This is a genomic window from Trichococcus sp., from assembly GCF_049589555.1.
Classification (GTDB): domain Bacteria; phylum Bacillota; class Bacilli; order Lactobacillales; family Aerococcaceae; genus Trichococcus.
In genome coordinates this window covers 1-5,477 of the sequence record NZ_JBAWAZ010000387.1, presented here as the reverse complement: position 1 = coordinate 5,477, position 5,477 = coordinate 1, and the positions used below count along the sequence as shown (strand labels likewise).

General features: G+C 49.4%; 6 protein-coding genes. 5 read left to right on the top strand and 1 reads right to left on the bottom strand.

The genetic code is table 11. The features are described from left to right. The coding region (locus tag WBV27_RS13400; RefSeq protein WP_424202615.1) for a polysaccharide deacetylase family protein at positions 1-1,318 on the bottom strand (1,318 nt) is incomplete at its 3' end. A gap of 261 nt (positions 1,319-1,579) precedes the next feature. On the opposite strand from WBV27_RS13400, the gene lspA reads away from it, so the two are divergent. The 5 genes from lspA to WBV27_RS13375 form a co-directional block, all read left to right on the top strand. Beyond that, positions 1,580-2,059, top strand: a complete 480-nt coding sequence (gene lspA, locus WBV27_RS13395) for a signal peptidase II (protein WP_424202614.1) — start codon at positions 1,580-1,582, stop codon at positions 2,057-2,059. A gap of 12 nt (positions 2,060-2,071) precedes the next feature. Further along, positions 2,072-2,977 (top strand): RluA family pseudouridine synthase, encoded by a 906-nt coding sequence (locus WBV27_RS13390; RefSeq protein WP_424202613.1) that lies wholly within the window; start codon positions 2,072-2,074, stop codon positions 2,975-2,977. 173 nt (positions 2,978-3,150) lie between these two features. After that, a complete protein-coding gene (gene pyrR, locus WBV27_RS13385) occupies positions 3,151-3,690 on the top strand; it encodes a bifunctional pyr operon transcriptional regulator/uracil phosphoribosyltransferase PyrR (RefSeq protein WP_424202612.1) in 540 nt (179 codons plus the stop codon). Positions 3,691-3,810: 120 nt separating this feature from the next. After that, positions 3,811-4,587, top strand: coding sequence for a dihydroorotate dehydrogenase electron transfer subunit (locus WBV27_RS13380; protein ID WP_424202611.1), 777 nt, complete (start codon positions 3,811-3,813; stop codon positions 4,585-4,587). Beyond that, positions 4,584-5,477 (top strand): dihydroorotate dehydrogenase (locus WBV27_RS13375; RefSeq protein ID WP_424202610.1); only part of this gene is annotated, 894 nt, incomplete at its 3' end. The genes WBV27_RS13380 and WBV27_RS13375, both read left to right, overlap by 4 nt.

Genomic DNA, 5,477 nt, shown 5'->3' with positions numbered 1-5,477 from the left:
CGCGCAGGCCATCGATGATGGCGCTGATTGCGTCGTTTGTCCATGGGCGATCATGCATCAGCAAGTTCGCGCCGTCTCCCAAATACTGCGAGTTCACCATGACATCGGCTAAAGCAGTGCCTTCCATGAATTCTTCCACCCAGTCATAGCCGTAGGTCCAGTTCATGATCGTCATGCCTTCCGCGGCGGCGATCGCAATGGTGTCCTCATTGTACTGTCCGTATGGGGCACGCAGGAAGCGCGGACGCTCGCCGGTGATCTCTTCGACCAGGTCGTTCGTTGATTTGATCTCTTCGAGTTGCTCATCGTAGGTCAAAGATTGGAAATCAGGATGCGAATAGGAATGGTTACCGATTTCGAAGCCCATGTCATAGACAGTTTTGATGTCTTCGCGCGCTTGTTCGTTCGTAAGGAATTGTCCCATCACGAAGAAAATGGCATTGGCCTCTTTAGATTTGACGGTTTCGGCAATTTCCACGGTATAACTGTTCGGTTGCTGCGGCGCATCATCGAAAGTCAGCAAAGCGACTTGCGTGTTGCCGTCCTTAGCGATTGGTTGGACAGTGGAAATCTCCGGATTGATTTGGTATTCGTAGCTTACAGGTTCAGCTTTTTTTGTTGGCTGCTCTGCAGCTGCGGTCTCCGAGGATTCCGCAGCACCGGCAGGAGATTCGGCTGCTGTACTTCCTTCCGTGCCGATTGCGGCGATGGCTGCTTCCAATTCAACCAATTGCGCATCCAGAGTCGTCAAATTCTCAGCGACGGGAGCAAGGTTGGCTTGGTTTGTTTCGGCGCTTAGATTGATTGCTTCGATGCCCGCAAAGAACGTATCAAAAGTGGCATCATCTGCTCCGAAGCCGGTCAACAGTTCTTCTTCCTTGTCCAAACTGTCTCTATAGGCAGCAAGGTAAGCCAATGAATTTTCGCTGAACATATCCAACGTTTCGCCGATTGCCTGCATCTGATCCAACGGCAAGGTCTCTTCGTCGAAGGCAACAAAGTCGGCTTTCGTTTCGGCCAATCCCTCCAAAGCGCTTTCAATCGAATCGGCTAAAGTGCGGCGTTCTTCCAGGTTGCTGAACACGGCTGCCGATCCGTCTTTGAAAGTCTTCAATTCTTCATCGCTGGCCAGCGATTCGTCAAATGTTTTCTGTAATGCGGTCTCCAATTGTTGCAGCTCATTCAATTGGGCAACAATTTCGCTTTCCTCGGTTTTGATCTGGCTGATTGTCTCTGTCGCTTCTTTCACTTGATCTGCGCAGGCTGACAATACTAGTGCACCGGCAAAAACTAATGCAATCTTCTTACCTCTCAACATAAACAAGCTCCTTTATTACGTGATATATAACAATACAATCTTCATTATACCGAAAATGAGGATTCTTTATCAAGGTCGATTGCGCTATATGCAGAAAATTGTTAAAGATACATTAAAATGATAGTCGCAACCTACAGGATGAATAAGGCTATTGGTAGAAATGCCGGAATCAATGACTATACAATTTTGAAAATTAGTTTACAATAGATAGAGGCAAAAGATACGGAAAAGCGTTAATTTCAGAATAAGCGAGGCTATCGGATGATTATCTATTATATATTGGCCATCTTGCTGTTGGTCCTGGACCAGTGGAGCAAAATTGCCATCGTAAATAATTTTGCATTGCACGAAGTAAAGGAAGTGTTACCGGGTATTTTGTCCCTGTTCTACATCCAGAACGAGGGCGCTGCCTGGGGGATTTTTGAGGGGAGAATGTTCTTTTTCTTCATCATTACCGCAGTTGTCGTGGGCGCGATGGTCTATAATGCGCACAAGCAAGGATTCGACAAAAAAATCGTGGGCATCAGTTATGCTTTTCTTTTGAGCGGTGCGCTCGGCAATTTCATCGATCGGATGCGTTTGGGATACGTGGTGGATATGTTCCGCCTGGACTTCATCGATTTCCCGATTTTTAATGTGGCGGATGTCTGTTTGACGATAGGCGTCATCCTGATGACGATTTACATCCTTTTCATGGAAGAGGAAGAAGAAAAAATAAGTTCCAAAAATAAGCTAAAGTAAAGTGGGATTCAAATGACAGAAAAAATCGTTTTTAATATTGATGGTCAAACCGGCAGGATCGATAAGATCTTGGCGGATTTCATGACCGGTACGAGCCGTTCGCAAATTCAGGCATGGGTCAAAGACGGCAATCTGATGGTGAACGACAAAGCCGTCAAATCGAATTATAAGGTTCAAGAAGGGGATCTGCTGGAATTGACGATTCCGGAACCGGAACAGATCAACGTCACGCCGGAGGACATTGCATTGGATGTCATCTACGAAGACGATGCCCTGTTGGTCGTCAATAAGCCATCAGGGATGGTTGTGCATCCATCCAAAGGGCACCTTTCCGGCACTCTGGTCAACGGCTTGTTGTTCCACGTAAACTCCCTGTCCGATGGCACGGCTAATATCCGTCCGGGAATCGTTCACCGCATCGATATGGATACATCCGGCTTATTGGTCGTCGCGAAGACGAACGAAGCGCACCAGAAATTGGCGGAGCAGCTTGAGAACCATACGATGGAACGGGCCTATCTTGCTTTGGTCCATGGCGTGATTCCGCATGATGACGGCACTATCGATGCGCCGATCGCCCGGATGATGATCGACCGCAAAAAACGTACAGTGGCTGACGGCGGCAAAAAGGCAGTGACGCATTTTGATGTCATCGAGCGTTTCCGCGATTTCACTTTGCTGAAATTGCACCTTGAAACCGGCCGCACGCACCAGATCCGTGTCCACATGAAATACATTGGCCATCCGGTGGCTGGAGATCCTATGTACGGACCGGCTGAAACGCTCAGCGGCCATGGACAATATTTGCATGCGTCGACTTTGGGCTTCATCCACCCGACCACGGGCAAGGAAATGCGCTTCGAAGCACCTTTGCCTGATTTCTACAGCGAAAAACTGGCGGAACTGCGCAAAAACTGATTGACAGCAACGGCTCTATTCGTTATCATTACAGTAATATTGAAGGAACCTTTAAAATAGTCCAGAGAGGCTAAAAGGTGCATCACATTTTGTATAGCGTCACGTGACTGTACCCTTATGCCCAAATGCATAAGGGTATTTTTTTTCATTTTGACGATGAAGGAGTAGTGGACATGGCAGAAGAAATCGAAATCATGGATGCCCAGACGATGAAACGCGCGCTGACCCGCATCACACATGAGATACTGGAAAAGAACGATGGCACCAAGAACCTGATTTTGGTGGGCATCAAGACGCGCGGCATTTACCTGGCCAAGCGCATAGCCGAACGGATCAAAGATTTTGAAGGCGTCGAGCTGCCGGTAGGGGAATTGGACATCACACTGTACCGCGATGATGTGCACCGCGACACGAATGACAACCCCGTGCTGCACGAAACGAACATTCCGTTTTCGGTTGCCGGCAAGCATGTCGTGCTGGTGGATGATGTGCTGTTCACTGCCCGCACGATCCGTGCCGGCATGGATGCGGTGATGGATCTCGGGAGAGCGAAACGGATAACGGTCGCGGTCCTGATCGACAGAGGCCACCGGGAACTGCCGATCAAAGCCGATTATGTCGGCAAGAACATTCCGACATCCCAGGCGGAACAGATTTCCGTCCAGTTGGATGAAGTCGACGGCATCGAAAAAGTTACATTGATCAGAGCGTAAAAAATAGGTCGGTGATTCTTTAACTGTGTCCCGAGAGACACAGAAGAATTTGCTTTGAAGCTTGCTCCATCGCATTTTTTTAGATCACCTTTTTTGTAAAAATTAAGGAGGAAAATAATTATGAGTCAAGCTATGATGACAGTCGTCAGTCAGACAGAAATCGCAAAGGATATCTTCGAATTGCGCCTGAAAGGCGCGTTGGTCAATGAAATGGGAGCACCGGATCAGTTTTTGCATATCCGTGTCCCAGGGGATGAACTGCTTTTGAGACGCCCCATCAGCATCGCTTCAATCGATGCCGAAAAGGAAGAATGTGTCATCATCTACCGTACCGAAGGAAAAGGCACAACCATCATCAGCCAGCTTATGGCAGGCGACGAATTGGATATCCTGGGGCCATTGGGCAACGGTTATCCGATCGATATGCTCGAAGAAGGGCAGAATGCTTTGCTGATCGGGGGCGGGATCGGCGTTCCTCCGCTTTATGAATTGGCGAAACAACTGCATGCGAAAGGCATCAATGTTGTCAGCTGCTTCGGTTTCAAAAACAAAGAAGAAGTCTTCTATGAAGAAGAATTCGCGGCATTCGGCAAAGTGAACATCGCGACGGATGACGGCAGTTATGGCAAGCAAGGTTTCGTAACGCAATACTTCGATGAACTGGACGGCTTTGTTCCGGACGCAGTCTTCGCTTGCGGTCCGAAAGGCTTGTTGGTGGCGGTAGCGAAGACATTCGACCCGAGCAAAACTTATCTTTCGTTGGAAGAGCGGATGGCCTGCGGTATCGGAGCCTGCTACGGCTGCGTCTGCGACAAGAAAAACAGCACATCAGCATACGATAATTACAGAGTCTGTGTCGAAGGACCGGTCTTCAGAGCAGAGGAGATAGTACTATGAATCGATTAGCAGTCAGTTTACCCGGTTTGGAACTAAAAAACCCGATCATTCCAGCAAGCGGATGTTTCGGCTTCGGCGAGGATTACGGCAAGTTCTATGATTTGAGCTTGTTGGGCGCCATCATGACGAAAGCCACGACGCTGGAGCCCCGCAGAGGCAATCCTACGCCGCGATTGGCGGAAACGCCATCCGGCATGCTGAATGCCATCGGATTGCAGAATCCCGGCGTTGAGGTCGTAGTTGCACAGAAGCACACGGCACTTGAAAAATACGATGTGCCTTTGATATCGAACGTTGCCGGAAACACAGTCGATGATTATTACCAAGTCTGCAAAGCCGTTTCCCAATCGCCGAACGTCAAAGCGATCGAATTGAACATTTCTTGCCCAAACGTCCACAAAGGCGGGCTGCAGTTCGGAACCGATCCGGAGATGGCTGCTGCCGTCACGCGCGCGGCTAAAGAAGGCGCAACTGTTCCGGTTTACGTCAAATTATCACCGAACGTTACGGATATCGTAGAAATCGCCAAAGCGGTTGAAGCGGCCGGAGCGGATGGCATTTCGATGATCAACACGTTGGTGGGCATGCGCATCGATCTGCACACGCGCAAGCCGATCATCGCCAACAAGACGGGCGGACTTTCCGGCCCTGCCATCAAACCGGTAGCGATTCGCATGATCTATCAAGTGGCACGCGCAGTCGATATTCCGATCATCGGCATGGGCGGCGTCTATACGGTGGATGACGTGCTGGAAATGTTCATGGCCGGAGCAAGCGCGGTCGGCGTCGGCATGGCCAACTTCACCGATCCGTTCGTTTGCCCGAAACTGATCGAACAGCTTCCACAACGCATGGACGAACTGGGCATCAACAGCCTGCAGGAATTAATC